Below are 25,435 nucleotides of genomic sequence, written 5' to 3' on the forward strand. Positions count from 1 at the left end.
ATCTCGGACTCGATCCCCCGGGATCCCTGCATTTCGAGCTGCTGGCGCTCGCGGGCTACGCCGCTGTCATGCCCCAGGTCGCCCGGTGCACCCGGCAGATCGCTGCGATCTGGGCGTCTGCGGTGTGGATCGGTGACCCAGCGCGCTCACGGGCGGCAAGGACCTCGGCGTACTGCTCGACTGCAGGCTCGTCGAATGGCATGATGGCGCGGGTCCCGCGGTACGGCTCAAGCACTTCCTCGATCATCGCGGTCAACGCCGTCCGACGCCGTCCAGCGGGAAGCCTTCGCACGCCGGCGAGCAACTCGGCGAGTGTGATGGTGGTGATGGCGACGTCGTCGGTGAGTCCTTCCAGCCATGCAGTGACTCTCGCGTCCGGGTGGGGGCGAAGAGTTTCCGAGATGACATTCGTGTCGAGGACGATCATGTGAGGTCCACCGCCCGGGCGGTGTCGGTGCGCCCGGGCACGGGCAGTTCGTCAATACCACCGGTCTCCCGCGCAGCGTGCAGAAACGCCAGACCGATGTGGGGTGGGGCCGCAGCCCTCGTGAGGATCTCGCGGACCTCGGCCTCCATGGAGCGGCCGTGCTCCCTGGCCCGGGCTGCGAGCCGTTTCTTCACCGACTCGTCGAGTTCGCGGACGATGATGGACGCCATCAGACTCTCCTTATTGATAGCTTCAGTGGTATCACTTCCCCTGGTGGGTGAGCGGGGGCGCCGAGCCTGTTCGCGCCCGGTTCGGCCGTGACCAGGGATCGTCGGCGTCTGCTGGCAAGATGGGTGATGCACGATGCGACGGCACGGCGGACAGCGATGGGGGAGGGCCATGACGCAGTCACCATCGGGGCAGGTTGCCGCCCCTGCTGCGCCCGAGGCCCCGTCCGGCCCGCTCACCGGGGTCTGGGCCGACCTGGTCGGCCAGTCCGAGGCCGTCACCATCCTGCGCCGGGCCGTCGCCGGGGGACTCCACGCCATGACCCACGCCTGGCTCGTCACCGGCCCGCCCGGCTCGGGCCGCTCCAACGCGGCCCGCGCCTTCGCCGCAGCGCTGCAGTGCCCCGACGGCGGCTGCGGCACCTGCCGCGAGTGCCGTTCGGCGTTGTCCGGCGCCCACCCCGATGTCACCCTCGTGCGCACCGAGAAACTGTCCATCGGCGTCGACGAGGTGCGTGACCTCGTCCGCAAGGCCGCCATGAGCCCCACGATGGGGCGCTACCAGGTGATCGTCATCGAGGACGCCGACCGCATCACCACGCAGGGCGCCGACGCGCTGCTCAAGAGCATCGAGGAGCCCCCGCCCCGTACGGTCTGGATCCTGTGCGCGCCCACCGCAGACGACGTCATCGTCACCATCCGCTCACGCTGCCGCCAGGTGGGCATGCGCACACCCGCCGACGCCGACGTCGTACGCCTGCTCATCAACCGCGACGGCGCAGACCCGGCGATGGCCGAGTACGCCGCCCGTGCCGCCCAGGGTCACATCGGTCGCGCCAAGGCCCTCGCCCGCAGCGAGGAGTCCCGGGCGGCCCGCCGCACCGTACTCCAGGTGCCATCGCGCCTCGCCGACCTCGATGCGGCCCTGACGATCGCCGCCGAACTCGTCGACACCGCCACCGACGAGGCCAAGAAGGTCACCGACGTGCTCGATGACCGGGAGAAGAAGGAACTCCAGGAGGCACTCGGCTACGGCACCAAGGGCGCCCGCCCGCGGAGCGCCGCAGCTGCCCTCAAGTCGTTGACCGACCAGCAGACGGCCCGCGCCAAGCGCCTGCGCCGGGACGCCCTCGACCGGAGCCTCACCGAACTCACCACGTGGTATCGCGACATCCTGGCGGTGCAGACTGGTGCCGTCGAACTCGATGCCGCGTCGGCGGCCCCCGGCGAGGGGCGCGTGCCCGGGCTGATCAACACCGACATGCGCGACGAGATCGGTGCCGCCGCCGGCGCCTCGACCCCGGAACGCACACTGGCCTGCATCGACGCGATCCTGGCCTGCCGCGAGGCCCTCATGCACAATGTCGCCGAGGTGCTCGCCGTCGAGGCGATGCTCGTCCGGCTCAGCGGCCTCGGCCGCTGAAGGCCCTTGCTCGCCCATGAATGAATCGCCACTCCGGGCGTGTTGCACAGTGGCGCCGTCTGGTGCTTCCGCAAAGATGGATCATGCATCCATGTGTCTGGCGGGTGCCAGTGCATCAGCAGCGGAGAGGACCAAGCCTGTGAGTGACCAGAACGAGGGCCTGTACGACAGCGTGAGTGCGCCTGCCGACCAGCCCCACCAGACTTCCAGCGCCTCACACGGGGCGGACGCGGCTGTCGCTGACGAGACCGTGGGATCCCACTGGGCCGCCCGGGCCGCCGAGGACGAGGAGACGACCGCTCTGGACGAGGTCGTTCCCGACGAGCCGGCAGCCGAGGACGCCGACGCCACCCAGGTCTTCGAGCTGCCCGCCGAGGAGGACGAGGCCGAGCCGACCGCACTTCTGGAGGACCCCGCGTCCGGTGGCGAGGACGGGTCCCCGGACCAGGTCCAGCCGACCGCCGAGGAGACCGTGCCCGACGAGGCCGTGGACGCCGCAGCCGAGACCGTCACGGCCGAACCCGCCGTGACGTCTGCCGAGGAGACCGGCTCGGAGGCGTCCGAGCGCGCGGCCCGCGAGGCGGAGGTCCGAGCCCAGCAGGCCGAGGCCGCGGCCCGCGCCCGCCAGAAGGCCGAACGCGACCGACGACTCGGCACGGTCGCTCCCGCCGCGGCACCGGCCGCCGCCCCGGCCGGCAAGCCCCGCACCAAGCGCACCACCGACAAGTTCGCCGGTTCCCTCGGCCTGTTCTTCCTGCGCGTCGTCGCCGCAGCCACCGTCGGGGTCCTCGGCTTCCAGATCATCACCGAGTCCGGGCCGGTCATCAGCGCCCTGCAGGGCATCGGCGTCCCCCAGGCCGACATGGTCTCCATGGGGATCGGTGTCCTCGTCCTCGTCATCGCGGTGATGCTCCTCTTCGGGCTGGGTACCCGCATCGCAGCCGTCCTGCTCGTGGCGCTGGCCGCGGCCACCCTGGCGTTCTTCCGCTGGGGCCGCTTCAACCCGTTCATCGCCGGCCAGGCCGGTTTCTCCGGCGACATGGAACTCCTGCTGGCCGGCATCGGCCTGTGCTTCCTGTTCCTCGGCGCCGGCGGCTGGTCCATCGATGCCGGTCTGCGCCGCTCCCGCGCCAGGAAGAAGGCCCGGGCCCGGGCCGCCCAGGCCAAGGCCAAGGGCTGAGCCCAGTCATCCCGCACCCCGCCCGGCGCATCCGCCACCGGGCGGGGTCTTTCGTGTCGGCCCGGGTGAGGGGCACGGCAGGAGGCCGGCTGTATCGTGCAGGCATGACGAGAGCCCTGGCGGTGAGTTTCGAGCCGTACGGGCAGCTGCACTTCCTGGCTGCCGGCGGGCGTGACTACGCGCCCGGCGACAAGGTTCTCTACCCCAGCGAGGGAGGCCTCGAGGTGGCCGTCGTCGCCTGGTGCGGCGAAGCGGACATCGGCGGGGGCGTGCCCACCTGCGCGGGGCCCGCCACCGCCGCCGACGTGGCCCGCGACGAGGAGCACCAGCTCCGCCGCGCCCGCGGCGAACAGGTCGCGCGGGCACTCATCAGGCGGCACGGCCTGGACATGAAACTGCTCGCCGTCGATTACCTGGACGATGACGGCGAGGGCAACCGGCTCACCGTCGTGTACTACCAGGCGCCCGAGCGGGTCGACTTCCGCGCGCTCCTCGGTGATCTGGTACGCGCGCTGCGCACCCGCATCGACCTGCGCCAGGTGGGTGACCGGGACGCGACCCGCCTGCTCGGCGGTGTCGGCATGTGCGGGAGGTCGCTGTGCTGCGCCAGTCACCTGCGCACCCTCGACCCCGTCTCGCTGCGCCTGGCCCGCTCCCAGGACCGGGGTTCCCACGGCACCCAGCACATCGGGGCCTGCGGCCGGCCGGCCTGCTGCCTGCGCTTCGAGCAGGACGCCTACGAGGACTTCCACGCCCGTGCCCCGCGCATGGGAGCCGCGGTGACCACCCCCGACGGGCCGGGGCGGGTCGTCGGCTACCAGGTGCCGCTCGACGCGATCATCGTGGCCGGCCCCGGCGGCGAACGCACCAGCTGCCCCCTCGGGAGGGTCTGCCCGGCCGGGGCCGCGAGCCAGTCGCCCCGCCGGAACCAGGCGCGCCAGCGGGAGCGACGCCACGACGACCAGGAGACATGATGATGAGCCACCCCCGCAGCCGCGTCTGCTCACTGGCCCTGGCCTGCGTCATGGCGCTGGCCGGCTGCGGCGGCGCCACCTCGCCGACGCCGTCACCTAGCCCACCCCAGAGCTCCGCGACGAGCAGCAGCACGCCGTCGCTGCCCAGCCCGTCGGCGACCTGGGACGGACTGGGCGCAGCCCCCGACCGGCAGCAGATCGACGTCCCCCAGCCCGACGTGCCCGGTTTCACCGAGGCGCCGAGCGGCCAGGGACTGCAACGCTATCTCGGCCAACAGGTCGACTGGGGCGAGTGCGCGCCGCTTGAGGACGCCGACGAGGACGAGCAGCAGGAAGCCTCCGGCGACCGGTGCGCCACCGTCGCGGCCCCGCTCGACTGGAACGACCCCGACGGGCAGGCGATCACCCTGGCCATGCGCATGCGCCCGGCTCCCGGCGGCGCCTCCGACCAGTACCTGTTCATCAATCCCGGTGGTCCCGGCGGCAGCGCCCAGGACTTCGTCACCTACGTCGAGACCACGGGCTTCGAGAGCTACAACATCGTCGGCGTCGACCCGCGCGGCTCCGGCGAGTCCACGCCGGTCGTCTGCGGCGACCTCGAACAGACCGACGCGCTCGAGAACGCCGACTGGTCGCCCGATGACCAGTCCGAGGTCGACGCCCTCGTCGCGGCATCGCGCGACTTCGCCGCACAGTGCCGCCGGAACTCCGGGGCGCTGCTCGACCACATCAGCTCGATCGACACGGCCCATGACATGGATCTGGTCCGTGCACTGCTCGACCAGGACGTCCTCAACTGGTACGGCGTCAGCTACGGCACCTGGCTCGGCGCCGTCTACGCCGAGCTCTACCCGGACCACGTCGGACGCATGGTGCTCGACTCGGCCGTCAACGTCACCGACCGCGACGACGTCAAGCAGGCCGATGGCTTCGAGCAGGCCCTCGGCGCCTTCGCGCAGTGGTGCGCGGATGATGCCTCCTGCCGGCTCGGGGACGGCCGGCAGGAGGTGCTCGAGACCATCGCGGCCTTCCTCGACGACCTCGACGCCCAGCCGCTCCCCGTCGACGACCGCTTGCTCACCCAGACCCTGGCCCTCAACGGCATCCTGCAGTTCCTCTACTTCGACTCCGACGCATACCCCTACCTCAGCCAGGCCATCACGCAGGCCCGCTCCGGCCTCGGCCGGTACCTGCTGCGGGTCTCCGACATCATGACGGGGCGCGGCGACGACGGCTACGACCCGATCGCCTACGCCTTCCCGGGGATCGGGTGCGCCGACACCACCGACGACGGCGAGCAGCAGGCCATCAGCGACTGGCAGAACGACGACTTCCCCAACGCCCCCGTGCTCGGGCGGGCCATGGGTCCTGAGCTGCGCTGCCCCGCCTGGGCGGCCCGGCCGGGTCCCCAGATCAAGGTCACCGCCGCGGATGCCCCACCGATCCTCATCGTCTCGAACACGGGCGACTCGGCGACACCGCACGAGTACGCGCAGTGGATGCGCCAGCAGATGCCCACCACGGTGCTCGTCACCCGCGAGGCCGAGGGGCACGGGGCTTTCGGATCGGGCAGCGCATGCCTCGACGGGGCCGTCACCGCCTTCCTCGACGCCGGAACGGTGCCGCAGGACGGCCTGGTCTGCACCGACTGACCCCCGGACCGCGCCGCCCAGCAGCGCCGTCGGCCGGGCGGGGGTGAGAAGGTCACAGCCGGCCGGTCCGGGTGCCAGCGGCCTCCCGGCCCCTAGGCTGAAACCGCCGGTTCCCCGCAGGTCTCCTGCGCGGGTCGGCCACGCGGATCGGCGACGCCACGCAACGCGGGAGCGATCCGCACCCAGACGTGAGCCACGGAGCGGCTCATCCGGTGGCGGCCACCACTCATCCATCCACTCAAGGCCGGCACCACCGAGGGCGGGTGCTTTGGACGGGCGCCCGCCCTCAACCATCGCCGGCCCAGCGACGCGCGTGCCCGGCAGGGGGCGTTCTGACCAGACGATTCGTCCCAGCCCCATTCGCCCGGTATAGTGAACGCGCTGTCCCTCGCGGGCGGCGCGCCAACTTAGCTCAGTCGGTAGAGCGACGCTCTCGTAAAGCGTAGGTCGCGGGTTCGATTCCCGCAGTTGGCTCCACCACGGGACTGCTCCGGGCGATCACGGGCAGGGTCCTGATGACTCTCGACGACGCCACGAACAACCGGCTCCGCGCCGTACTCACCGACCACGACCTCCGCCGCACCGCCCCTGATGACCGGGCCCGTCACAGATCTCAGGGATTTCTCGGTGGTCGAGGGTTCGGCATCCGGCCCGATTGTGTGCCACCCTGGTCAAGTTCACCCCTAGTAGAACCCCAGTCGAGGAGCTCTCCCCGTGAAGAAGCGCGCCATACCCGCCGTCCTGCTCAGCTTGATCGCGATGCTCATCCCAGGCACCGCGTATGCGAGCCCATCCGGGGGAGATGACGTCACACGGTTCCCGACCGTCGAGGACATGAGTGAGGCGAGCGGCCTGAGCGGCACCGTCCAGACGGCCGGCTACGCCACGGCCGGCGACGGCGGCGGCATGACCTACACGATCACCGACACCCAGCCGCAGGGCACCTACGGGAACATCGCGGTGCGTCTCGCCGACGGCGACTGGGCCGTCCCCGAGAACCTGGACGAGCAGACCGATGCGCAGGCAGACAGCACCCTCGTCGAGCACGAACTGACCCGTGCGCAGAGCTTCGCGGCGGCGGGAACCGACCTGGTATGGGACTCCTCACGGGCCACCCCGCTGTCGGGGAAGGTCATCCACGCCACCGACTCGAAGCCCTACGCCCTGACCTGCTCCTCATTCGTGGGCATGGTCCTCATGGGCTGGGACTACGAGCACACCACCTACGTCGCGGACCGGAACACCCAGGTGGGTGAGGGCGTCGACTTCGGATCCGCAGCGCACAACGGCGAGCTGTGGGGCGCGGCCAACCTCGCACGCTGGTTCCACGCCCATGGCGAGACGTGGCTGGACGACGGCTCCGAGCAGTACCAGCCCGGCGACGTCCTGTTCTTCTCGCAGCAGCCCACCGACGGCGGCAGCAGCGTCTCATCGGATTCCGACCAGAGCCAGTTCGCGAACATCTACCACGTGGCCCTCTACGTCGGGGACGGCCGGATCATCCACTCCTACGGCCCCGAGTCGGGCGCCGGGGTGATCGAGGAGGACTTCTCGGCCTCGCTGCAGGACGATCTCTCGTTCGTCGCCCGCCCCTACACCGTCACCTCGCAGGAGACGTCCCCCGACGAGTCGGCGGACACCAGCCAGGAGCCGCCGTCGGAGACGACATCCGCCGCCCCCGAGCCGTCGCCGACCGCCGAGCCCAGCTCGGCCCAGGCCACCGAGCCCGCCGGGACCGATGAGGCCCAGCCCGCCGATCCTGCCGGGGACGACGCGGAGGCCCCGAAACCCGACTCGGAGGAGCCCGCCGGTCGTCCCTGGGGCCTGCCGCGCACCGGCGGCACCATCATGTCCTTCGTCGGTGCGGCCATGGTCGCCGTCGGCACCGCCGCATCCCTGGTGACCAGGCGTCGCAGACGCGGCTGAGTCACCCACCCCGCCCGGTGCGCCGCGCGGTCACGTGCCGCGCGGCACCGCCGTGCTGCGCCGGACGACGAGGGGAGCGGGCACCAGGACCCCGCGGGGTTCACCCGGCTCGCCCCGCAACTGGGGCAGCAGGGCGGCCACGAGCTCGGTGCCGATCGTCGTGAAGTCCTGGGCGACGGTGGTCAGCGGCGGCCACATCCACTCGGCCATGATGTCGTCGAAACCGACGATCGAGACGTCCTCGGGGATGCGCCGACCCGTCTCGTGGCAGGCCCTGATGAGGCCGAGGGCCATCTCGTCGTTGGCGCTGAAGACGGCCGTCACACCGGGGTCCTCGAGCAGCCGCAGACCGGCCTCGTAGCCGGACCGGGGCGACCAGTCCCCGCGCGCCAGCGGCGGGACGGCGCGCCCGTGCTCCCACAGGGTCGCGATCCACGCCTCCTCGCGGGCCTTGGCCTGCACCGAGGTGGTCGGGCCGGCGATGTGGTGCACGGTCTCGTGCCCGAGATCGAGCAGGTGGCGCACCGCGTCGCGGGTGCCGGTCGCCTGGTCCGTGCCGACCGCTGTGTACTGGTCGGTGTAGCGGAAGTCGCCCACGACGAGGGGGATGCCGTCGGGCAGGCTCACCGTCGAGGCGCTCGGCGTCTCGAGACTCAGCACGATGACCCCGTCCACCGACTGCGACAGGGCGTTGAGCGCCTCGATGAAGTCCTCGACGCTGTTGGACGGGGCGTCCACGAACATGGCGCCGAAACCCTCGGTGCGCAGCGCCGCGGTCACGGCATCGGTGATGTGGGCCTCGCCGGTCCGGGCGAGCCGGTGACCGATCACGCCGACGGTGTTGAAGGCGCCGCTGCGCAGCGCCTGCGCGGCGCGGTTCGGCGCATAGCCGAGCTGGCGCATCGCCGCACGGACCTTCTCGGTCGTGGCGGGACGAACCGTGTCCTCACCGCGCGCGACGCGCGAGACCGTCTGCGCCGAGACGCCGGCCAGCCGCGCGACGTCCTGCATCGACGCCCTGGGGCGCCGCGTGCTCATGCGATCCGGTCCAGACACAGCCCCCACGATAGAACCAGATCCTGTCCCGGGTGGAGCCGGAACAGGTGGTCGCCGCTGGCCAGGGCGTTGGCCGGGCACGACATGGGTTCGGCGGCCACGCCGGCGCGCTCCAGCGGGCCGAGTTCGGGGAAGTCGCCGGTGGTGACCTGCCAGTAGTCCAGCGGTGCCCGCGACCAGGCCGCCGCGGCGAAGCCATCGGGCGAGGCCAGACGCACCCAGGAGCGGCCGTCCCCGTCACGGGTGGCACCGGCGAAACCGTGATCCAGCACGGCGCCGCCCACCAGCCGGGGCGCCGTGAAGTCGAGTTCGGGGGGAATCGGGCGGGTGGCCACCGGCAGCAGACGCTCGTCGGTCTCGACCCAGCCGGACGCGTCGATGCTCAGCGTGCAGTCGTCGACGCTGGCGTCCCCGGGCGACAGCCACGGGTGGAAACCGATGCCGAACGGGGCGTCCGTGCCGCCCCGGTTGGTGACGGTCGTCGTGGCCGTCAGGCCGTCGTCGGCGAGCGCGTAGCGGACGGCCAGCTCGACGGTGAACGGGTAGCCCGGTGCCGTGTCGAGCAGGACCATCGCCGTCGCCGTGTCCTCCCCGGCCCGGGTCAGGTGCCAGTCCATGTCGTGGACGAAGCCATGGTTGGCGTTGTCGCGCGCCGGCTCGTTGACCGGGACCTGGTGCTGCACGCCGTCGAAGACGTAGCGGCCGCCGTCCAGGCGGTTCGGCCAGGGGGCCAGGACGGCGCCGTGCAGTCCCGAGGTCGGCAGGCCGGGGCCGAGGGGGACGATGACGTCGCGTCCGGCCACCCGGTAGGCGCGCAGGGCGCCGCCCTGGCCGGCCACGACCGCCTGCTGGTGCCCGCGGGTGAGGATCAGCTCGTTGCTCACAGCCGTGCCCCGTCCTCGACCCGCATGGGGCGGGTCGTCGGGCCGAGCACGACGTCGCCGCGTGCGACGACACCGGCCCCGAAGGTCCAGTCGCCCTGGACCGTCAGGCTCGTGGCCTCCCGCAGCGACGGCACCCCGGAGGGGAAGCGGGCCTCGAAGTCGGCGATCAGCTTGTAGTGCTGCGGGTCGAGGCGCACCAGCGGGGTGCTCTCGGTCCTCCTGTGCAACCGGTAGTCGGCGCCCAGCTCGTAGACGTCCGAGCGCACCAGGGCCAGATCGTCGGTCGTCTTGACCGGCAGGAAGCGCTCACGGGGCACGAGCACCGGGCGGGCCCCGTCGAAGACCTCGACGATCGCGCCGAGCGCCGACTCGATCTGGAAGACCTCGGGGGAGGCCGGGTCCGACGGGTCGACGTGCTTGCGGTTGCGGATGAGCGGCAGCCCGGGCAGGCCGCCGCGCGCCGCCAGCGCGTCCCGCAGGGCGACCAGGTCGAACCACAGGTTGTTCGTGTGGAAGAAGCGGTGGCGGTGTTCGTCGGTGAACCAGCGCATGTCGGCCTCGGGGGTCTGCGCCGTGTCGCGCAGGATCATGCGGCCGTCACTCGTGCGGATGGCCAGGTGGCCGCCCTTGCGGTCGGCCGGGGTGCGCAGGCAGACCTCGGGGGAGTAGGGCGCGCCGGAGGCGGCGAACCATGCGGCGAGCCGCCCGTCGGGGGCGGCCCCCAGGTTGTCGGCGTTCGCCGTGTTCGCGTAGCGGTAGCCGCCGGCGATGAGCGCGTCCAGGATGCCGGTGGTCTGCAGTGCGACGTAGATGTCGCCGTGACCCGGCGGGCACCACTCGAGTTCGGGGTCGGCCGGCCAGTCCACCGGTTCCAGCGAGTCGACGAGCAGCTTCGGCTCGCGGTGCTGGCAGAAGTCGGCGGGGATGCCGTCGGGGTTGAGTCGCGGGTAGCCGGACAGCAGCTCGAGGCTGTCATCCCTCGTACGGAACGAGTTCATGAGGATCAGCGGCGCCTGCACCCCGGTGCTGGCGCGCACGGCCTGGAGCTGGCGGACGATGATGTCGAGGAAGCTCAGGCCGTCGCGCACCGGTAGCAGCGATTTCGCGCGGTCCATGCCCATGGAGGTGCCCAGGCCGCCGTTGAGTCTGATGAAGACGGTCTGGCTCAGCGCCCGGGCCTGCTCCTCGGCGCTAAACTCGGCGTCGGCGAGGTCGTCGACCTGGGTGATCGGGGTGATGGTGTCCTCGCCGATCAGGCCGGTGCGGCCCTGCTCCAGCTGGTGGTAGTAGTCGCTGAAGACGTCGATGGCGAGCCGGGGGAGGCCGGCCTGTGTCATGCGCTCCGCGGCGCGGGCGAGACCCTGGGCGCTCATCACCGCACCTTCCTTCCTGCCTTGGCGGCGACGGCGGGGATGAACCGCGGCTCGGCCCAGCCGTGCTCGGCGTAGGCCTGTTCGACGGCCTGCTCGACCCGGCCGACCAGCTCGGTGGGCACCAGCGCGATCGCCGAGCCGCCGAAACCGCCGCCGGTCATGCGGGCACCGAGCGCCCCGGCGGCGCGGGCGGCCTCGACGGCCGCGTCCAGTTCGGGGCAGCTCACCTCGTAGTCGTCGCGCTGCGAGGCGTGCGAGGCGTCCAGCAGCGGGCCGATCCGGTCGTAGGCGCCGGCCCGGACCAGCTCGATGAACTGTTCGACGCGGCCGATCTCGGTCATCACATGACGCACCCGTTTGAGCTCGACCGGGTCGTCCAGGCGTCCCAGCAGCTCGTCGGCGTCGGTGATCTCGCCGAGCAGCCGTACGCCCTCGCGGGCCGCGACGGTCTCGCAGGTCGTGCGGCGGGCCCCGTACTGGCCGTCGACGAGGGCGTGCGAGGCGCGGGTGTCGATGACGAGCAGGTTCAGGCCGTGCGCCGTCAGGTCGAAGGGGACGAGCTCGGTCGAGCCGTCCAGCGTGTTGAGCGCCAGCGCCCGGCCCTCGTCGGCGAGCAGCGAGGCCGACTGGTCCATCGTCCCGGTGGGCGCGCCCACCACGTCGTTCTCCGCCTGCTGGCACGCCAGGACCAGCTCGGGGCGGGTGACCGGCAGGTCGAACGTGTCGACCAGGGCGAGGCCGACCGCGCACTCGATGGCCGCCGAGCTCGACAGCCCGGCGCTGATGGGCACGCACGAGACGACCGCGGCGTCGACGCCGCGCAGTTCGTGGCCGGCCCGGGCCAGCGCCCAGGCGACACCGAGCGCGTAACTCACCCAGGTCGGTTGCCCGCCGCCGGGGCGGATGTCGGCCAGGGTGCCGGTCCACAGTTCGGGATCGGTGCCGGCCGAGGTGATGCGCACCCGGTCGTCCTCACGAGGGCTCAGGGCCACGTAGGTGGCGTGCGGCAGGGCGATCGGCACGCACGAGCCGCCGTTGTAGTCCAGGTGCTCCCCGATCAGGTTGACGCGCCCCGGTGAGGCCCACACCCCTGCCGGTGCGGCGTCGAAAGCGTCGGTGAACAGTGCCGTGGCCCTGGCGGCCCCCTCGGCCTCGGGCCAGGAAGAGATCTCGTACGTCATCGTTGCGTCTCCTTCGAGCGGTCAGGGCTGACCGCACAACAACATGGTGACGTAAACATTTTCTTTTTGCAAGTCTTGCCGCATGCCTTGACAGGAGGGCAATGCAGCAAGCAGACTGACGTCAAACTAAATGGTGGCGTAAACATCCCGAATCGCGGCGTGTGGATTCGGGGTGGCGTCTCCTGCGAGAGAGGACATCAAGGACGATGGACACCATCATCCATGCGAACTTCGTGGACTATCTGATCATCGCGATCTACTTCGCCGCCGTCCTGAGCATCGGACTGGCGGCCCGCCGGCAGGCATCCGACACCATCGGGTTCTTCCTGTCCGGCCGGTCACTGCCGGCCTGGGTGACGGGCCTGGCCTTCGTCTCGGCCAACCTCGGTGCGGTCGAGATCATGGGCATGTCGGCCAACGGCGCGCAGATCGGCATCCCGACCGTCCACTACTTCTGGATCGGCGCAGTGCCGGCCATGCTTTTCCTGGGCGTCGTCATGATGCCCTTCTACTACGGCTCCAAGGTGCGGTCGGTGCCGGAGTTCATGCGCAAGCGATTCGGTACCGGCGCCCACCTGGTCAACGCTCTGTCGTTCGCGCTGGCTCAGCTGCTCATCGCCGGCATCAACCTGTACCTGCTCGGCTCCATCGTCCATGCCCTGCTCGGCTGGCCGCTGTGGGTCGCGCTCGTCGTCGCCGCCGTCATCGTCTTCGCCTACATCAGCTTCGGCGGCCTGTCCGCGGCGATCTACAACGAGGTGCTGCAGTTCTTCGTCATCGTTGCCTCGCTGCTGCCACTGACACTCATCGGCCTGCACCGCGTCGGCGGCTGGGACGGCCTGAAGGCCAGGATCACCGAGTTCGCCGACACCGCCCCCGCCGGCGCCGAGGTGGCCACCGCCTCCCAGCAGCTGCACTCCTGGCCCGGCCAGGCGCTGTCCGGGTTCAACAGCCCGGTGCTGTCGGTCATCGGCATCGTCTTCGGTCTCGGCTTCGTGCTCTCCTTCGGCTACTGGACGACGAACTTCGTCGAGGTGCAGCGCGCCATGGCCTCCGAGTCGATCACCGCGGCCCGCAAGACCCCGATCGTCGGCGCCTTCCCGAAGATGTTCGTGCCGTTCATCACGATCCTGCCGGGCATGCTCGCCGCCGTCCTGGTGCCCGAGATCATGCAGGTGAAGTCGGGCATGGAGGTCGCCGGCGGTGCCTCGGGCGACGTGAAGTACAACGACTCGATCATCCTGCTCATGCGCGATCTGCTGCCCAACGGCCTGCTGGGCCTGGCCATCACCGGCCTGCTCGCGGCGTTCATGGCCGGGATGGCCGCTAACATCTCGGCGTTCAACACGGTCGTCTCGGTCGACCTGTGGCAGACCTACGTCGTCAAGGACCGCGATGACGCCTACTACGTCAAGGTCGGCCGCGCGGCCACCCTGGGTGCGACCGTCATCGCCATCTTCACCGCCCTCATCGCAGGCCAGTTCTCGAACATCATGGACTACCTGCAGACGCTGTTCGGCTTCTTCAACGCGCCCCTGTTCGCCACCTTCATCCTCGGCATGTTCTGGAAGCGCATGAGCCCTGCCGCAGGCTGGAGCGGCCTGCTGGCCGGCACGTTCTCGGCGGTCGTCGTCTGGCTGCTCAGCCTGGTCGACATCGTGACCCTGCCCGGCCAGGGCACGGCGTTCGTGGCGGCCTCCACCGGCTTCGTCGTGGACATCCTGGTGAGCATCGTCGTCTCGCTGTGCACCAAGCCGAAGCCGTCCTCCGAGCTCGTCGGCTTCGTCTACTCCGAGACGCCCAAGTCCCATTTCCGTGACCCGGACGAGGCGAAGCTGCCGCTGCTGAAGCGGCCCGTCCCGCTGGCGCTCATCGCCCTGGTCCTGGTCATCATTCTCAACATCGCCTTCTGAGGAGGAGTCGGACATGAGTGAATCCACCCAGACACGCCGCCACACCGCAGGCCTGTTCGACATTCGCAACGTCATCGGCATCCTGCTGGGCCTCTACGGGATCATCCTCACCCTGATGGGTCTCTTCGCCGACAAGGCGCTCGACAAGACCGGCGGTGTCAACGCCAACCTGATCGGCGGCATCGCCCTGATCGTCGTCGGTCTGGTCTTCCTGGCCTGGGCCGGGTTGCGGCCCACCTACGTGCCCGAGCCCGCCGATGAGGCGGCGGGTCAGCAGGCCGCCTGACGCCACTACCGAGCCCATTGGCAGGGGCGCCGTCCGCTAAGGGCGGCGCCCCTGCTCCTGTCTCCGGCCGGATCGTTCCGGGGCGACCGGGGTGCCGTGCCTCGCGGGGCCGCCCGTGGTGATGAGGCGGTCCTCGCAGAAATCGCTCTCTGTCAATAGACCTGCCAGTAGACACCGCGGAAGCAATGTACAATTTTATGTACAGGAGGTCGTGATGAAGACAATCAGCTACACCGAGTCACGCGCACGCTATGCCGAGGTGCTCGATGCGGTCACTGATGACCGTGAGGAGGTCATCATCACCCGAGCCGGCCATGACCCGGTTGTCATGATCTCGCTGGAGGATTACGAGTCATTACGCGAGACGGCCTACTTGATGCGCTCCCCGGAGAACTCGAGGCGACTGCTCGACGCGGTGGAGCGTCTCGAGTCCGGTGGCGGACGTCACCATGAACTTCTCCCCGAGGACTGACTGTGCTCCTCGTCTGGGACGAGAACGCCTGGGCCGACTACCTGTGGTGGCAGACCCAGGACCGTACGGTGCTCAGACGCATCAACCGCCTGATCGGTGACATCGAACGCAACGGCAACGAGGGCATCGGCAAGCCCGAGGCACTGCGGTACGGTCTCTCGGGCTACTGGTCGCGCCGGATCACCGATGAGCACCGACTCGTCTACAAGATCGATGGCGAACGCATTCTCATTGCGGCCTGCCGTTACCACTATGGGCGCTAGCCCGGCTCCGGCCGAGCGTCGGGTCTGCGAGAATCGTGGCATGACCGCCCCTGATGCGTCCGATGCGCGCTCCGTCCCCGAACTCGTCGCCGCCCTGGGCGACGGGGCCCGCCCCGAGTGGTTGTTCTTCTGGGGCCACCATCCCCGCAGCCCGGGCGAACCCGACAAGGCCTGCCTGAGCCAGTGGTGGCCGGCCGTCTTCGAGGCCGACGGCGAACGGTTCGCCAGCGCTGAGCACTACATGATGTGGTCGAAGGCCCGCCTTTTCGGCGATGACCGAAGCGCCAGGGCCATCCTCGCCGCGGACTCGCCGGCGCGCGCCAAGAAACTCGGCCGCCGGGTCACCGGCTTCGACGAGGAACGCTGGCGCCGGGCCCGGTGGGACGTCGTCGTGACTGGTTCGTGCGCGAAGTTCTCCGCCGACCCCCGGTTGTGCCGGTACCTGCTCGGCACCGGCCGGGCGGTGCTCGTCGAGGCCTCACCGGTCGATCGCGTCTGGGGCATCGGGCTGGCCGCCGACTCCGGATCGGCGCGCGAACCCGCCCAGTGGCCCGGCCTCAACCTGCTGGGCTTCGCCCTCATGGAGGCCCGGGCCCGGCTCGTCTGATGGCGGACACGGGTTGGTTCCGTGAAGAATGAGGGTCATGGACCTGACAACCTTCCTCGACCTCATGGAACGGCGCGAGCCGATCAGCGCGGGCTCCCCGGCGCACCTGTTCATGCACGAGCAGTCACAGCGAGCCTTGCGGATCACCGCCGAGCTCAACGGCAGCTACCATCCCGCCGACCGGGTCAGGGTCCTCATGTCGCAGCTCATCGGCCGCGAGGTCCCCGACTCGTTCGGCCTGTTCCCGCCCTTCCACAGCGAGTTCGGCCAGAACATCCACCTCGGCGACAACGTCTTCATCAACTCGGGCTGCACCGTCCAGGACACCGGGGGCGTCTGGATCGGCGCCGGCTCACTCATCGGCCACGGCTGCACCCTCACCACGCTCAACCACAGCGAGGATCCCGCCCGCCGGGGCGACATGGTCCCCGCCCCGGTCCGCATCGGCGAGAACGTCTGGCTGGGGGCGCGCGTCACCGTCGTGCCGGGTGTCACGATCGGGGACGGCGCGATCATCGGTGCCGGCTCGATCGTCACCAAGGACGTCCCGCCCCGCACCATCGCCGTCGGGACCCCCGCCAGGGTGCTGCGCGAGGTCCGCGCCGGGGACGATCCCCATGACCCTGCGGTTGTCGTGGAATGACGCACGAGAACCGCAGGATGACGTAGCTGCCGCTGCCACGTGCGACGATGGCGGCATCCCCAGTACGTACAGACCCGCCCCGAGGAGACAACCATGGCCACACCCGAGTACGTCCTGAGGCTGCGCGAGCAGATCGGGCACGACCTGCTCGTCCTGCCCGGAGTCTGCGTCGTCATCGTCCGCGAGGGCCCGCAGGGCCGGGAGGTGTTGCTGGTGCGCCGTGCCGACAACGGCCAGTGGACGCCGGTGACCGGTATCGCCGATCCCGGCGAGGACGCCGACACCGCGGCCATCCGCGAGGCCGGGGAGGAGACCGGGGTACGGATCGAGATCGACCGCGTCACCTGGATCGAGACCCTCGAGCCCCAGACCTACGACAACGGCGACCAGTGCCAGTTCTTCGACACCTGCATGCTCGCCCACCCGGTCGGCGGCGAGGCGCACGTCGGCGACGAGGAGTCCACCGAGGTGCGCTGGTTCCCCGCCACGGCGCTGCCTGCGATGAAGGCCCGCTTCGAACGCAAGGTGGCTCACGCCCTGTCCGGCGACACGCGCGTGAGGATCGGCGCCGACGGACGGTGACCCCGGCCCGGGCGGGCGTGCGGCATCCGCCCACCGACCCCCGGCACACGACGGGTCGGTCCCGGCCCGGCGGCGTCTGTGTGCTGGAACCGCGGCCCGGCGGCACCGGGCCGGAGTAGATTTCCGCTCGTTGCGCGTGCGCCCCGCGGCCCCTGGCCGTGGGGCGCCGTATTCACGTGAAAGGGGCTCGTATGGCCACCGGGAACGCCTCGGTCGAGAACAGCGGTGAGCATCTGCAGCGCAGTCTGTCCAACCGCCACATTCAGCTGATCGCGATCGGCGGTGCCATCGGCACCGGGCTGTTCATGGGGTCGGGCAAGACGATCAGCGTCGCAGGGCCCAGCATCATCCTCGTGTACGCGCTCATCGGGGTCATGCTGTTCTTCGTCATGCGCGCCATGGGCGAGCTGCTGCTCCACGACCTGCGGTACAAGTCCTTCCAGGACTTCGCGGCCGACCTGCTCGGCCCGTGGGCGGGCTTCTTCGCGGGATGGACCTACTGGCTGTGCTGGGTGGTGACGGGCATGGCCGACATCGTGGCCGTGTCGAACTACTGGCAGTTCTGGGTGCCGTCCAAGAACTGGTCCCTCGTCCTGGCCGTCGGGACCCTCGTCGGCCTGTTCCTGCTGAACCTGCTCACCGTGAGGCTCTTCGGGGAACTGGAGTTCTGGTTCGCGATCATCAAGGTGATCGCCATCATCGTGCTCATCGTGCTGGGTCTCGTCCTGCTCGTCGTGCGCTTCACCGAGCCCAGCGGCGCCCAGGCCAGCCTCTCGAACCTGTGGACCCACGGCGGTTTCTTCCCGACCGGCCCCAGCGGCTTCCTCGCCGGATTCCAGATCGCCGTGTTCGCCTACGTCGGCATCGAGCTGGTCGGCACGACCGCCGCCGAGACGCGCGACCCGGTCAGGACCCTGCCGAAGGCCATCAACGCCGTGCCGGTGCGGGTCCTCGTCTTCTACGTGGCCGCCCTGACCGCCATCATGTGCGTCACCCCTTGGGACAGCCTCGACCCGGGCCAGTCCCCGTTCGTGACGATGTTCAACCTGGTGGGCTTCGGTGCGGCCGCCGTCGTGATGAACTTCGTGGTGATCACCGCGGCGGCCTCCGGGGCGAACTCCGGCCTCTACTCGACCTCCCGCATGCTCTACGGCCTCGCCCACAAGGGCATGGCCGCCCGCAGCTTCGGTCATCTCACCCGCAATGGTGTGCCCGCCTGGGGGCTGTTCGTCACCGTCGTCCTCGTCGGGTCCTCGCTGCTGCTCACCCTGTCGCAGTCGATCATGGCGGCCTTCACCCTCGTCACGACCGTCTCGGCCGTGCTCTTCATCTTCATCTGGGGACTGATCCTGGTGAGTTACCTGGTGTACCGGCACAAGGCGCCGGACGCCCACGCCTCCTCGGCGTACAAGATGCCGCTCGGCCGCTTCACCTGCTGGCTCGTGCTGGTCTTCTTCGCCTTCACGGTCTACGTGCTGACCCGCCAGCACGACACCCTGGTGGCGCTGGCCGTCACGCCGGTCTGGTTCATCGGCCTGGGGGTCGCCTGGTTCTTCGTGCGCAGGCATGCCCGCCACGACGACACGTTGGGAACGGCCGGCGCTGCCCGGCAGCCCCCCGTGCCCGCCCGCGACGTGGAGGTCGCGGGGCTGGGCGGGTGAGCCGGTGCCGACCGTGATGCCCATGGCCCGACCGGTTGGGCCACCGGATGCGTGCTTCCTCACCCCGACGGCTCTGCCGGGAGCGGCTCTCGGTAGAGTCACCGCTGACAAAGCGCCTTAAGTTCATCGTGGAGCCCAGGAGGGCATAGTGCTTGATTGTGTAGTGGTCGGCGCTGGTTTCGCCGGCCTGACAGCGGCGAAGGAACTCATCGAACGGGGCTATGACGTCGCACTCGTCGAGGCACGTGACCGCGTCGGCGGCCGGGTCATGTCCGCCACGCTGTCCGGTGGCGAGGTCATCGACCTCGGCGGCCAGTGGATCGCCCCCAGCCATGACCGGATGCTCGAACTCGTCAAGGATGCCGGTCTCGAACTCATCCCGGCCAACCCGGGGATGCTCACCCTCGTCCAGCACGGTGAGATCCGCAATGTCGCCCAGTCCGACAGCGACGACGACGCCCGCACCCCGTTCGCGGTGGCCGACCTCGGCCAGGGCCTCATGCGCCTGCGCCGCCTGGCCGATCGTGCCGGTCAGGACGACGTGTGGGCCGAGGCGAATGCCGCCTGGCTCGACCAGTCGATCGACCGCTGGATCGTCTCGAACCTTCGCACTCCCACCGGGCGGCGTGACATCCGCGCCGCCATGAAGGCAGTCTTCGAGAGCGCGCTCGACAAGATCTCGCTGCGCCAGGCGCTCGACAAGGTGCGCGAGGGCATCGACATGGAGAACCTCATCGCCGCCAACGGGGACATCGGTCAGGCCAGGGTCAGGGGAGGCCTGGCGCAACTGCCCGAGCGGATGGCCGCCGAGATCGGCGACCGGCTCAGGTACCGCTTCGTCGTCGACAGCATCGAGCAGGACGACGACCACGTGATCGTCCGCCCGACCCTCGGCGAGCCGCTCGAGGCTCGTACCGTCATCCTCGCGCTGCCTCCGTGGCTGGCCATCCGGCTCCGCGCCACCCCGCCGCTGGCCGGCTGGCGCGAGGACGCGGTGCGCAAGGTCGGCGCCGGCAATGTCATCAAGTGCTATCTCGTCTACGACAGGCCCTGGTGGCGGGACAAGGGCCTGTCCGGTCAGATGAGTGCCGACGAGGGGGCCGTGCGCGTCACCTTCGACTGCACCGACAGCCCCGAAGGACGAGGGGTGCTCATGGGTTTCTTCGAGGGCGCCGAGGCCTCGATGCTCGCCAAGTTCTCCAAGTCGATGCGCGAGCGCGTCTTCAAGGACACCCTGGTCGACGTCTTCGGTCCGCGGGCCGCTCACCCGCTCGAGTACACGGACATCGACTGGGCGGCCGAGGAGTTCACCCGGGGCAGCCACGGCGCGCACTTCGCGCCGGGCGTGTGGAGCGTCACCGGCGCAGAGCTCGGCGTGCCCTGCGGACGCATCTACTTCGCCGGCGCCGAGTACGCGAACAAGTTCAACGGCTACATGGAGGGGGCCGTCCGCTCCGCCCACGAGACCGTGCAGTCGGTCATCCTGAGGGTCAACGAGACGGCCGCCTGAACCCGGTCCCGACTGAGGGCCCCGCCAACGGCGGGGCCCTCGCTCATGTCCGCAGCATCTGCAGAACGAGGCGCGCCAATGTCCCCAAGCCTCTAGTAATCGATTAGGTAATCGATTATCTTGATCGTGTCACCAGGTCACGTCATTCAAGGAGGAACAAGTGACTGACACACTTCGCGTCGGCATCATCGGCACCGGCGTCATGGGATCCGATCATGCCCACAACCTCGCGCGGGGCGTGCGGGGCGCAGCCCTCGTGGCCATCGCGGACGCCGCCGCCGACCGCGCCCAGGCGCTGGCCGCCGAGGTCGGCGTCGAGACCGTTTTCACCGACGGCACCCAGATGATCGACTCCGGTCAGGTGGACGCCGTCATCATCGCCGTCCCCGACCCCTTCCACGCCACCCTGGTCGAGGCCTGTCTCGACGCCGGCCTGCCCGTCCTGTGCGAGAAGCCGCTCGCCCCGACCGTCGCAGAGGCCGTGCGGATCATCAAGAAGGAGGACACGCTCGATCACCCGCTGCTCACCGTCGGCTTCATGCGCCGGTTCGACCCCAGCTACCTGGCCATGCGCGCCCGGCTGGCCACCGGCAGCGAGGGCGCCCTGCTCATGACCCACTCCTGCCACCGCAACGTCGAGGCCTACCCGGGTCAGGACTCCTCGGCCACCGTCACCAACTCCGCCGTCCACGAGATCGACGTCCTGCCCTGGCTCGCCGGCAGCCCCATCACCGAGGTCCAGTGGCTCTCGGGGCGTCCGTCCTCCCTCATCGACGAGCGCATCGACCCCCAGCTGCTCCTCATGCGCGCCGCCGACGGCGTCCTGCACACCGTCGAGCTGCAGGTCCACGCCCAGTACGGCTACGACGTGCGGTGCGAGCTCGTCTGCGAGCGGGGCAGCATCGAGATGCCCTCGGTGCCGAGCCTCGTCGAGGCCGACGAGTACGTCGTCTCGGCGAACCTGGCCCGCCAGGCGGCCTACCCGGCGGACTGGCGTCCCCGCTTCGCCGCCGCATACCGCGCCGAGCTCGCCGCCTGGGTCGAGGCATCACTCGCGGGCGGGCTGCCCGCCGAGGCGGCCACCGGACGCGACTCCCTGCGCGCGACCATCGTCGCCGACGCCCTCGTACGGTCCATGAACGAGGGCGGCGCGCTGGTGCAGGTGCCGAGCGTCGAGTCCGTCATGACTGAGGAGGCCTGAGCCGTGGAACTCGGAATCGTCACCGACTCCCTCGCCCACCTGCCCTTCGAGGAGATGCTCGACGTGGTCGCCGGCCTCGGCATCTCGGCCGTCGAGTTCCCCACCGGGGGCTGGTCCAGCGCACCACACCTCGACCTCGACGAGCTCCTCGAGGACGGGGCCGCTCGTGCCCGTTTCGTCGATGCCGTCTCGGACCGGGGCCTGCACATCAGCGCCCTCAACGCCAACGGCAACCAGCTCCACCCGGTGATCGGCGAGAAGATCGACTCGCTCGTGCGCCGCACCGTCCGGCTGGCGGAACTGCTCGAGGTGCCCACCGTCGTCCTCATGTCGGGCCTGCCCGCCGGGGCGCCCGGGGACACCACGCCGAACTGGGTCACCACGTCGTGGCCGCCCGAGACCCGGGCCATCCTCGACTACCAGTGGAACGAGGTCGCCATCCCCTACTGGAAGGACCTGGCAGCCTTCGGCGCCGACCACGGCGTGCGGTTCGCCGTCGAGATGCACGGCGACCAGCTGGTGTACAACGCCGCCACCCTGCTGCGGCTCCGCGAGGCCGTCGGGGACGTCGTGGGTGCCAACCTCGACCCCTCGCACCCCATGTGGATGGGGGCGGACCCGCGGGCCCTGGCGCGCGCCCTGCCCGGTGCGATCCACAACGTCCACGCCAAGGACTCACGCATCCAGCGTCACATCGCCGACGTCAACGGGCTCCTCGACACCCAGGGCCCCGAGCAGGCGGCGACCCGGGCCTGGAACTATGTCACGCTCGGTCTCGGCCACGAGGGCGGTCGGCAGTTCTGGGGGCAGTTCCTGTCCGACATGCGCCAGTCCGGCTACGACGGGGTGCTGTCGATCGAGCACGAGGACGTCGTCCTCGACGCGGTCGAGGGCGTCGCGGCGACGGTCGACCTGCTCAAGCAGGTCATGCCCGTGGCCCCGCCCAGCTGGAAGCCGCAGGACATCTGACACGGCGCCCCTCCGGCAGGGGCGTGGACCCGGCCGGAGGACGTGCCCCGGCCCAGACGGCGGCGTCGCGCAGCTGCCGGCGCCGAGCGTCCTCAGCCGCGCGGTCCCGTGGTCTCGCGGACGACCAGTTCGACGGGCAGGACGATGTCGTCGACCTGCTCGCCGGCGAGCAGGCGCGGCACCATGGCCATGGCGCGCGCGCCGATCTCGCGGGACGGCTGCCGGACCGTGGTGAGCGGGGGAGACGACAGGGCGGCCCAGCTGATGTCGTCGAAGCCGCAGACGGCGACGTCCTCCGGCACGCGCAGCCCGCGCCCGATGAGTGCCCTCACCAGGTGGATGGCCAGCAGGTCGTCGCCGGCGAAGAAGGCGTCGATCGTCGGGTCCGCACCGATGATGCCGAGGGCCTGGTCGACGGCGTCGGCGGTGCGGCGGACGGCCGTGCCCACCGCGGTATCGGCCACCTCGAGACCGAGTTCGCCGGCCCGCCGGCGGAAACCCGCGATGCGCTGAACGGAGGTCGGCATGCCCTCGGGCGCGCCGATGGCTCCGGCGCGCCGCCGACCGCAGGCCGCCAGGTGCTCGGCGACCAGCTCACCGCCGCGGACGTTGTCGACGCTGACGCAGGCGGCGGCTGCGCCGGCGACCGGCTCGTCGAGCAGGACCAGCGGGGGAGTGGAGGCCCGCGGCCCGGTGTTCTCGGCGGCCAGCAGGTCCGGGGTGAACGGGGTGCACAGCACCGCCGCGAAATCGGACGCGAGGGCGTCACGAAGGTAGCCGCGCTCGCGCTCGGCATCGAGATTCGAGTTGCGCAGCACGACGGACAGCCCGAGCTGCGCGGCCTTCTCCTCCGCGCCCACGAGGACCTCGGTGTAGAAGGGATTCGTGACGTCCGGGACGATGAGCGCGACATTACGGCTGCGCCCGGTACGCAGGGCCATGGCGCTCGTATTGCGCCGGTAGCCGAGGGACTCGATGGCCTCGATGACGCGTTCCCGGGTGGGTGCGGTGACGGTGCGCTTGCCGGACAGGACGTAGCTGACGGTCGCCGTCGAGACGCCGGCTGCCTCGGCCACGTCCTTGATGCGGACCCTGCGCGATGCGGTCTTGCGGTCGGGACTCATCCGCGGGCCTCCTTGGACGTGACGATGGCACGACCATACCCGCGCCAGGGCGTCGATCCTCCGGGCGCGACGCGTGAACCTGCGATTCCTGCTCGTCCCGCCACGCGCCACGAGACGCCGGCCGTCCGGCCATGGCGTTCGGCCCAATGGACGCCACGGCCGGACCCGGGGTGGTCGTACTCAGATGGCGCTCACCCCGCGTTCACCGGTGCGGATCCGCACGACGTCCTCGACGGGGCAGCTCCAGACCTTGCCGTCGCCGACGTTCCCGGTGCGGGCCGCCTCGCAGATGGTCGTGATGACCGATTCGACGTTGTGGTCCTCGGAGAGGAGTTCGATGCGCACCTTGGCGATGAAGTCGATCGTGTACTCGGCACCGCGGTAGACCTCGATGTGGCCGCGTTGGGCGCCGTAGCCGGAGACCTCCGAGACGGTCATGCCGTGAACGCCCGCACGGGCCAGGGCCACCTCGATGTCCTCGAGGGCCGAGGGCTGAACGATTGCTGTGACGAGTTTCATGACGGATTCCTTTCAGCTGCGCGCGGGAACATCGGCCGTCTCGGCCCCGGCGCCGTCAGGAGGCACCATGACCGTGCGCGAGATGCTGCGCGTGGAATAGCCGATGTGCGAGAGGTCGTAGCCGACCTCGGCATGCTGGTCGACGTCCATCCCGGCCAGCTCGACCTGGCTGGAGACGCGCAGACCGATCAACCGCTTGATGACGAGGGCGATGGCCAGGCTCATGACGAACGAGTAGGCCATCACGGCAAGGGCCCCGGCGGCCTGCCTGCCGAGTTGGGCGAGACCACCGCCATGGAACAGCCCATCGACGCCGGAGAGCTCCTGGGTGCAGAACAGGCCGGTGGCGAGGGTGCCGATGAGGCCGCCGACGAAATGAACACCGACGACGTCCAGGGCGTCATCGAAACCGAGCCGGTACTTCAGGCCGATGGCGAAGACGCAGCCGACGCCCGCCAGGATGCCGATGCACACGGAGCCGAGCGGCGTGACCGTGGCACACGCCGGTGTGATGGCGACCAGTCCGGCGACGACGCCCGACGCCGCTCCGAGACTGGTGGCGTGTCCGTCCCGAATGCGCTCGACAACGATCCAGGACACCATGGCGGCACAGCTGGCGGCAAGCGTGTTCACCCAGGCGAGACCGGCAGTGCCGTTGGCCGACAGGGCGGAACCCGCGTTGAACCCGAACCAGCCGAACCACAGGCCGACAGCGCCGAGCATGACGAGGGTCAGGTTGTGCGGGCGCATCGGACGGGAGCCGAAACCGATGCGAGGCCCGAGAACGAGGACGAGGGCCAGCGCCGCCGCACCCGCATTGATGTGGATGGCGGTGCCGCCGGCGAAGTCGAACGCGCCAAGCGTGTTGGCGATCCAGCCGCCCCGCGCACCGGCGCTCGTGAAACCGTCGAAGGCGAAGACCCAGTGCGCCGCCGGGAAGTAGCACAGGACCGCCCAGGCCCCCGCGAAGGCGCACCAGGCGCCGAACTTCATGCGGTCCGCGACGGCGCCTGAGACGAGGGCGACGGCGATGATCGCGAAGGCCGACTGGAAGCCGACGAAGACCAGTCCGGGGATCATGTGGTCGGGGTCGGAACCGAACTCGGCGTCGAGAAGCCCGCGCATGCCGGCGTACTGGGCGGGATTGCCGATGAGCCCGTGCCAGGAGTCGCCGAAGGCCTCCGAGAAGCCGAACAGCACCCAGGCGACACCGACGATGCCCATCGTGACGATCGACATCATCATCATGTTGAGGACGCCCTTGGCCCGGACCATTCCTCCGTAGAAGAAGGCCAGGGATGGTGTCATGAGAAGAACCAGCGCCGCGCTGATCAGCACCCACGCGGTGTCACCCGTATTGATCTCGAGAACAATCATGTCCC

The 25,435-nt window shown here is 70.2% G+C and carries 24 protein-coding genes, 1 tRNA gene and 1 pseudogene; 17 read left to right on the forward strand and 9 right to left on the reverse strand.

Annotated elements, in window-relative coordinates; all coding sequences use genetic code 11:
* Nucleotides 1-55: 55 nt before the first annotated feature.
* Together PROPJV5_RS04575 and PROPJV5_RS04580 are read right to left on the reverse strand one after the other, a co-directional pair.
* On the reverse strand, nucleotides 56-427 hold the full coding sequence (locus PROPJV5_RS04575; RefSeq protein ID WP_119715159.1) for a type II toxin-antitoxin system VapC family toxin: 372 nt from the start codon (nucleotides 425-427) through the stop codon (nucleotides 56-58).
* Nucleotides 424-657, reverse strand: coding sequence for a FitA-like ribbon-helix-helix domain-containing protein (locus tag PROPJV5_RS04580; protein ID WP_119715160.1), 234 nt, complete (start codon nucleotides 655-657; stop codon nucleotides 424-426). The genes PROPJV5_RS04575 and PROPJV5_RS04580 overlap by 4 nt, the downstream gene beginning before the upstream one ends.
* Before the next feature lie 169 nt (nucleotides 658-826).
* On the opposite strand from PROPJV5_RS04580, the gene PROPJV5_RS04585 reads away from it, so the two are divergent.
* The 6 genes from PROPJV5_RS04585 (at nucleotide 827) to PROPJV5_RS04610 (ending at nucleotide 7,809) form a co-directional block, all read left to right on the forward strand.
* Entirely contained in the window at nucleotides 827-2,077 is a 1,251-nt protein-coding gene (locus tag PROPJV5_RS04585) for a DNA polymerase III subunit delta' (protein ID WP_119715161.1), read from the forward strand.
* Between the two features lie 139 nt (nucleotides 2,078-2,216).
* Complete coding sequence (locus PROPJV5_RS04590; RefSeq protein ID WP_119715162.1) at nucleotides 2,217-3,257, forward strand: DoxX family protein; 1,041 nt, start codon at nucleotides 2,217-2,219, stop codon at nucleotides 3,255-3,257.
* A 104-nt stretch (nucleotides 3,258-3,361) separates the two neighbouring features.
* Nucleotides 3,362-4,231, forward strand: a complete 870-nt coding sequence (locus PROPJV5_RS04595) for a PSP1 domain-containing protein (protein ID WP_119715163.1) — start codon at nucleotides 3,362-3,364, stop codon at nucleotides 4,229-4,231.
* Between the two features lie 2 nt (nucleotides 4,232-4,233).
* On the forward strand, nucleotides 4,234-5,883 hold the full coding sequence (locus tag PROPJV5_RS04600; protein ID WP_182858575.1) for an alpha/beta hydrolase: 1,650 nt from the start codon (nucleotides 4,234-4,236) through the stop codon (nucleotides 5,881-5,883).
* 401 nt (nucleotides 5,884-6,284) lie between these two features.
* Nucleotides 6,285-6,360: transfer RNA gene (locus PROPJV5_RS04605), tRNA-Thr, on the forward strand.
* A gap of 237 nt (nucleotides 6,361-6,597) precedes the next feature.
* Nucleotides 6,598-7,809 carry an LPXTG cell wall anchor domain-containing protein gene (locus PROPJV5_RS04610; RefSeq protein WP_119715165.1) on the forward strand — a complete coding sequence of 404 codons (1,212 nt, stop codon included), beginning with the start codon at nucleotides 6,598-6,600 and terminating at the stop codon, nucleotides 7,807-7,809.
* A gap of 30 nt (nucleotides 7,810-7,839) precedes the next feature.
* Here PROPJV5_RS04610 and PROPJV5_RS04615 read toward each other — a convergent pair whose 3' ends face one another.
* Genes PROPJV5_RS04615 through galK form a run of 4 tightly spaced genes read right to left on the reverse strand, consistent with a single transcriptional unit; the run spans nucleotide 7,840 to nucleotide 12,303 of the window.
* Nucleotides 7,840-8,847, reverse strand: coding sequence for a LacI family DNA-binding transcriptional regulator (locus PROPJV5_RS04615; protein WP_220474330.1), 1,008 nt, complete (start codon nucleotides 8,845-8,847; stop codon nucleotides 7,840-7,842).
* Nucleotides 8,844-9,749 (reverse strand): aldose 1-epimerase family protein, encoded by a 906-nt coding sequence (locus PROPJV5_RS04620; RefSeq protein WP_182858576.1) that lies wholly within the window; start codon nucleotides 9,747-9,749, stop codon nucleotides 8,844-8,846. Before PROPJV5_RS04620 ends, PROPJV5_RS04615 begins: the two co-directional genes overlap by 4 nt.
* Complete coding sequence (locus tag PROPJV5_RS04625; RefSeq protein WP_119715168.1) at nucleotides 9,746-11,122, reverse strand: UTP--glucose-1-phosphate uridylyltransferase; 1,377 nt, start codon at nucleotides 11,120-11,122, stop codon at nucleotides 9,746-9,748. Before PROPJV5_RS04625 ends, PROPJV5_RS04620 begins: the two co-directional genes overlap by 4 nt.
* Nucleotides 11,122-12,303, reverse strand: a complete 1,182-nt coding sequence (gene galK / locus PROPJV5_RS04630; RefSeq protein WP_119715169.1) for a galactokinase — start codon at nucleotides 12,301-12,303, stop codon at nucleotides 11,122-11,124. The genes PROPJV5_RS04625 and galK overlap by 1 nt, the downstream gene beginning before the upstream one ends.
* Nucleotides 12,304-12,509: 206 nt before the next feature.
* Between galK and PROPJV5_RS04635 the strand changes: the two genes are divergently transcribed.
* From PROPJV5_RS04635 to PROPJV5_RS04685, 11 genes and pseudogenes are all read left to right on the forward strand, one after another.
* Nucleotides 12,510-14,216, forward strand: a complete 1,707-nt coding sequence (locus tag PROPJV5_RS04635; protein ID WP_119715170.1) for a sodium:solute symporter family protein — start codon at nucleotides 12,510-12,512, stop codon at nucleotides 14,214-14,216.
* A 13-nt stretch (nucleotides 14,217-14,229) separates the two neighbouring features.
* A complete protein-coding gene (locus PROPJV5_RS04640) occupies nucleotides 14,230-14,502 on the forward strand; it encodes a hypothetical protein (RefSeq protein WP_119715171.1) in 273 nt (90 codons plus the stop codon).
* 214 nt (nucleotides 14,503-14,716) lie between these two features.
* On the forward strand, nucleotides 14,717-14,974 hold the full coding sequence (locus PROPJV5_RS04645) for a type II toxin-antitoxin system Phd/YefM family antitoxin (RefSeq protein WP_119715172.1): 258 nt from the start codon (nucleotides 14,717-14,719) through the stop codon (nucleotides 14,972-14,974).
* Nucleotides 14,975-14,976: 2 nt separating this feature from the next.
* Nucleotides 14,977-15,237: a Txe/YoeB family addiction module toxin gene (locus PROPJV5_RS04650; protein WP_119715173.1), complete on the forward strand. Its 261-nt coding sequence runs from the start codon at nucleotides 14,977-14,979 to the stop codon at nucleotides 15,235-15,237.
* Nucleotides 15,238-15,277: 40 nt separating this feature from the next.
* Complete coding sequence (locus tag PROPJV5_RS04655) at nucleotides 15,278-15,844, forward strand: NADAR family protein (RefSeq protein WP_119715174.1); 567 nt, start codon at nucleotides 15,278-15,280, stop codon at nucleotides 15,842-15,844.
* A 412-nt stretch (nucleotides 15,845-16,256) separates the two neighbouring features.
* Nucleotides 16,257-16,433, forward strand: a pseudogene (locus PROPJV5_RS13130) (DapH/DapD/GlmU-related protein); the annotation flags it as partial.
* A 147-nt stretch (nucleotides 16,434-16,580) separates the two neighbouring features.
* A complete protein-coding gene (locus PROPJV5_RS04665) occupies nucleotides 16,581-17,069 on the forward strand; it encodes an NUDIX hydrolase (protein ID WP_119715176.1) in 489 nt (162 codons plus the stop codon).
* 191 nt (nucleotides 17,070-17,260) lie between these two features.
* Nucleotides 17,261-18,730: an amino acid permease gene (locus PROPJV5_RS04670; RefSeq protein WP_119715177.1), complete on the forward strand. Its 1,470-nt coding sequence runs from the start codon at nucleotides 17,261-17,263 to the stop codon at nucleotides 18,728-18,730.
* A 148-nt stretch (nucleotides 18,731-18,878) separates the two neighbouring features.
* Complete coding sequence (locus PROPJV5_RS04675; protein WP_119715178.1) at nucleotides 18,879-20,240, forward strand: flavin monoamine oxidase family protein; 1,362 nt, start codon at nucleotides 18,879-18,881, stop codon at nucleotides 20,238-20,240.
* A gap of 160 nt (nucleotides 20,241-20,400) precedes the next feature.
* Nucleotides 20,401-21,441, forward strand: a complete 1,041-nt coding sequence (locus tag PROPJV5_RS04680) for a Gfo/Idh/MocA family protein (RefSeq protein ID WP_220474331.1) — start codon at nucleotides 20,401-20,403, stop codon at nucleotides 21,439-21,441.
* A gap of 3 nt (nucleotides 21,442-21,444) precedes the next feature.
* Entirely contained in the window at nucleotides 21,445-22,410 is a 966-nt protein-coding gene (locus tag PROPJV5_RS04685; RefSeq protein ID WP_119715179.1) for a sugar phosphate isomerase/epimerase family protein, read from the forward strand.
* Nucleotides 22,411-22,502: 92 nt separating this feature from the next.
* Here the strand turns inward: PROPJV5_RS04685 and PROPJV5_RS04690 are convergent, their stop codons facing one another.
* The 3 genes from PROPJV5_RS04690 to PROPJV5_RS04700 all read right to left on the reverse strand — a co-directional run bounded on the left by PROPJV5_RS04690 (nucleotide 22,503) and on the right by PROPJV5_RS04700 (nucleotide 25,430).
* On the reverse strand, nucleotides 22,503-23,534 hold the full coding sequence (locus PROPJV5_RS04690) for a LacI family DNA-binding transcriptional regulator (RefSeq protein ID WP_119715180.1): 1,032 nt from the start codon (nucleotides 23,532-23,534) through the stop codon (nucleotides 22,503-22,505).
* A gap of 180 nt (nucleotides 23,535-23,714) precedes the next feature.
* Nucleotides 23,715-24,053 (reverse strand): P-II family nitrogen regulator, encoded by a 339-nt coding sequence (locus tag PROPJV5_RS04695; RefSeq protein ID WP_119715181.1) that lies wholly within the window; start codon nucleotides 24,051-24,053, stop codon nucleotides 23,715-23,717.
* A 12-nt stretch (nucleotides 24,054-24,065) separates the two neighbouring features.
* Nucleotides 24,066-25,430, reverse strand: coding sequence for an ammonium transporter (locus PROPJV5_RS04700; protein ID WP_119715182.1), 1,365 nt, complete (start codon nucleotides 25,428-25,430; stop codon nucleotides 24,066-24,068).
* Nucleotides 25,431-25,435 lie beyond the last annotated feature (5 nt).

The sequence above is a fragment of the Propionibacterium ruminifibrarum genome, from assembly GCF_900289195.1.
GTDB classification, from domain to species: domain Bacteria; phylum Actinomycetota; class Actinomycetes; order Propionibacteriales; family Propionibacteriaceae; genus Propionibacterium; species Propionibacterium ruminifibrarum.

Bases quoted from the DNA above. Each gene is read 5' to 3' on its own strand.
- PROPJV5_RS04575 (WP_119715159.1), bottom strand. From the start codon at position 427: ATGATCGTCCTCGACACGAATGTCATCTCGGAAACTCTTCGCCCCCAC.
- PROPJV5_RS04580 (WP_119715160.1), bottom strand. From the start codon at position 657: ATGGCGTCCATCATCGTCCGCGAACTCGACGAGTCGGTGAAGAAACGG.
- PROPJV5_RS04585 (WP_119715161.1), top strand. From the start codon at position 827: ATGACGCAGTCACCATCGGGGCAGGTTGCCGCCCCTGCTGCGCCCGAG.
- PROPJV5_RS04595 (WP_119715163.1), top strand. From the start codon at position 3,362: ATGACGAGAGCCCTGGCGGTGAGTTTCGAGCCGTACGGGCAGCTGCAC.
- PROPJV5_RS04600 (WP_182858575.1), top strand. From the start codon at position 4,234: ATGAGCCACCCCCGCAGCCGCGTCTGCTCACTGGCCCTGGCCTGCGTC.
- PROPJV5_RS04615 (WP_220474330.1), bottom strand. From the start codon at position 8,847: ATGAGCACGCGGCGCCCCAGGGCGTCGATGCAGGACGTCGCGCGGCTG.
- PROPJV5_RS04625 (WP_119715168.1), bottom strand. From the start codon at position 11,122: ATGAGCGCCCAGGGTCTCGCCCGCGCCGCGGAGCGCATGACACAGGCC.
- galK (WP_119715169.1), bottom strand. From the start codon at position 12,303: ATGACGTACGAGATCTCTTCCTGGCCCGAGGCCGAGGGGGCCGCCAGG.
- PROPJV5_RS04635 (WP_119715170.1), top strand. From the start codon at position 12,510: ATGGACACCATCATCCATGCGAACTTCGTGGACTATCTGATCATCGCG.
- PROPJV5_RS04640 (WP_119715171.1), top strand. From the start codon at position 14,230: ATGAGTGAATCCACCCAGACACGCCGCCACACCGCAGGCCTGTTCGAC.
- PROPJV5_RS04645 (WP_119715172.1), top strand. From the start codon at position 14,717: ATGAAGACAATCAGCTACACCGAGTCACGCGCACGCTATGCCGAGGTG.
- PROPJV5_RS04655 (WP_119715174.1), top strand. From the start codon at position 15,278: ATGACCGCCCCTGATGCGTCCGATGCGCGCTCCGTCCCCGAACTCGTC.
- PROPJV5_RS04665 (WP_119715176.1), top strand. From the start codon at position 16,581: ATGGCCACACCCGAGTACGTCCTGAGGCTGCGCGAGCAGATCGGGCAC.
- PROPJV5_RS04670 (WP_119715177.1), top strand. From the start codon at position 17,261: ATGGCCACCGGGAACGCCTCGGTCGAGAACAGCGGTGAGCATCTGCAG.
- PROPJV5_RS04690 (WP_119715180.1), bottom strand. From the start codon at position 23,534: ATGAGTCCCGACCGCAAGACCGCATCGCGCAGGGTCCGCATCAAGGAC.
- PROPJV5_RS04695 (WP_119715181.1), bottom strand. From the start codon at position 24,053: ATGAAACTCGTCACAGCAATCGTTCAGCCCTCGGCCCTCGAGGACATC.
- PROPJV5_RS04700 (WP_119715182.1), bottom strand. From the start codon at position 25,430: ATGATTGTTCTCGAGATCAATACGGGTGACACCGCGTGGGTGCTGATC.